The 2,680-nt window shown below is 70.9% G+C and carries 3 protein-coding genes; all 3 read left to right on the top strand.

The annotated features are described in order from the left end of the window. A partial coding sequence (locus G6021_RS01270) for a cupin domain-containing protein (RefSeq protein WP_241736374.1) occupies positions 1-397 on the top strand: 397 nt, incomplete at its 5' end. Between the two features lie 21 nt (positions 398-418). Beyond that, positions 419-1,099: a Maf family nucleotide pyrophosphatase gene (locus G6021_RS01265; protein WP_182640501.1), complete on the top strand. Its 681-nt coding sequence runs from the start codon at positions 419-421 to the stop codon at positions 1,097-1,099. 165 nt (positions 1,100-1,264) lie between these two features. After that, the coding region (locus G6021_RS01260) for a biotin carboxylase N-terminal domain-containing protein (RefSeq protein ID WP_182616348.1) at positions 1,265-2,680 on the top strand (1,416 nt) is incomplete at its 3' end.

The raw sequence follows: 2,680 nt of genomic DNA, 5'->3' as shown, positions 1-2,680 counted from the left end.
CGCCACCCCCGCCCCCACCTCCGTCGACTCCACGCGCGACGACCGTGACCACGGCAGCCGCGCCGGGACCACCGAGGGCACCGCCACCCACCTGACCGACATCATCGGTCGCGCCGAGCCCTTCGAGAACCGGCCGCGGGCCTCCGTCGTGCACGAGGACGAGTCCGCCAAGATCGTGGCGTTCGAATTCGGGGAGGGTCATGAGCTCGGCGACCACGCGGCCCACCACCCGGTCCTCGTCCAGGTGCTCCGGGGCCGGGTGGAGTTCGGCCTGCCCGACCGCACGGTCGTCCTGGTGCCCGGTGAGGTACTCCACCTCACACCGAGGCTGCGGCACTCGGTGCGCGCGCTCGAGCCCACCACGCTCACCGTCACCATGCTGCTGCCGCGGGCCTGAGGCCCTGGCTACGCTGGGCCCATGATCACGTTCGTCCTCGCCTCGGCCTCCCCGTCCCGACTGCGGATCCTCCAGCAGGCCGGCGTGGACCCGCTCATCCGACACCCGCAGGTCGACGAGGACGCCCTCCAGGCCGCGCTCCCCGCGGGCACCCCGCATGTGCGCGTGGTGGAGGAACTGGCCCGCGCCAAGGCGCAGGACGTCCTCGATCGTGAGGGCGGGGCACTCGCGGCCGAGGCCCGTGCCGCGGGTGCCGACACGCTCATCGTGGTGGGCTGCGACTCGATGCTCCTGGTCGACGGCCGGCTCGAGGGCAAGCCGCACACCTACGAGCGGGCGATGGCGCGGTGGCGCAGGATGCGCGGTCGTCACGGGGTCCTGATCACCGGCCACGCCCTGATGGTCGCCGACCTCACCGGGGACGGCCCCCTCGTCGTCACCCGGAGCGGGTCCGACACCTCCGACACCACGGTTCACTTCGGCGCCCCGTCGGACGCCGACCTCGACGTCTACCTGCGCACCGGCGAGCCCCTCGAATGCGCCGGCGCCTTCACCATCGAATCGCTCGGCGGCTGGTTCATCGACCGGATAGACGGCGACCCGTCGAGCGTCATCGGACTCAGCCTGCCGCTGTTGCGGCGCCTCCTCGAGGGGGCCGGGATCCACGCGCACCAGTTGTGGCGGCCCGAGCTCCGCAGCTGAACAGCAGGTCAGAGAGGCGACGACCCGCTCGGCCCGCCCCCGTGGGGCAGCCCTTCGACCCCCAAACCCACACATGAGGGGGGCCTCTCATTAGACTGCTGGAGAATATCGGTGCCCCTACCGGGCGCACCGGTCTAAGAGACGTCCATCACCAGGAGGCCCTGAGTGCCCAGTCATGCCAGCTCTCACATCACCAAGGTCCTCGTCGCCAACCGCGGCGAGATCGCTGTACGTGTGATCCGCGCGGCGAAGGACGCCGGTCTGGCCAGCGTGGCCGTGTACGCCGAGCCCGACGCCGATGCCCTGTTCGTCAAGCTGGCCGACGAGGCCTTCGCCCTGGGAGGCACCACCTCCGCGGAGTCCTACCTGGTCTTCGACAAGATCCTCGACGCGGCCGCCAAGTCCGGAGCCGACGCCATCCACCCCGGGTACGGCTTCCTCTCCGAGAACGCCGACTTCGCCCAGGCCGTCATCGACGCCGGGCTGATCTGGATCGGGCCGCCGCCCAGTGCCATCCGCGACCTCGGCGACAAGGTCACCGCCCGGCACATCGCCGAGCGCGCCAAGGCTCCGATGGCGGCCGGCACCAAGGACCCCGTCGCCAATGCCGACGAGGTCGTGAAGTTCGCGGAGGAGTACGGCCTGCCCATCGCCATCAAGGCCGCCTTCGGTGGCGGCGGGCGCGGGATGAAGGTCGCCCACGAGATGTCCGAGGTCGCCGAGCTCTTCGACTCGGCCACCCGTGAGGCCACCGCCGCCTTCGGTCGCGGCGAGTGCTTCGTCGAGCAGTACCTCGACAAGGCGCGCCACGTCGAGGCCCAGGTCCTCGCCGACCAGCACGGCAACGTGGTCGTCGCCGGCACCCGCGACTGCTCGCTGCAGCGTCGCTTCCAGAAGCTCGTCGAGGAGGCCCCGGCCCCGTTCCTCACCGACGACCAGCGCAAGCGGATCCACGACTCCGCCAAGGCCATCTGCAAGGAGGCCGGTTACTACGGCGCCGGCACGGTCGAGTACATGGTCCAGGGCGACACGATCTCCTTCCTCGAGGTCAACACCCGCCTCCAGGTGGAGCACCCGGTCACCGAGGAGACCGCGGGCATCGACCTCGTGCTGCAGCAGTTCAAGATCGCCGAGGGTGAGGTGCTCGAGTTCACCGAGGACCCGACCCCGCGCGGCCACGCGTTCGAGTTCCGCATCAACGGCGAGGACGCCGGACGCGGCTTCCTGCCCGCCCCCGGCACGATCACGGGCTACCACGAGCCCAGCGGGCCGGGCGTCCGCGTCGACTCCGGCGTCGAGCAGGGCGACACGATCGGTGGCCAGTTCGACTCGATGCTGGCCAAGCTGATCGTGTGGGGCGAGGACCGCGACCAGGCGCTCGCGCGGTCGGCCCGTGCCCTCGCGGAGTTCACGGTCGAGGGAATGGCCACCGTCATCCCGTTCCACGCCCACGTCGTCGCCAACCCCGCCTTCGTGGGTGACGGGAAGGGCTTCGACGTCTACACCAAGTGGATCGAGGAGGAGTGGGACAACCCGATCGAGCCGTGGAGCGCCACCGGTGCCCCCGCCGACGACGACGAG

The organism is Dietzia sp. CW19 (assembly GCF_014145265.1).
GTDB lineage: Bacteria > Actinomycetota > Actinomycetes > Mycobacteriales > Mycobacteriaceae > Dietzia > Dietzia natronolimnaea.
The sequence above is the reverse complement of the archived record's forward strand: the minus strand, read 5'-3'. Positions and strand labels throughout refer to the sequence as shown.

Excerpts from the sequence above, each read along its gene's own strand:
- G6021_RS01265 (WP_182640501.1), top strand. The coding sequence starts at position 419 with ATGATCACGTTCGTCCTCGCCTCGGCCTCCCCGTCCCGACTGCGGATC.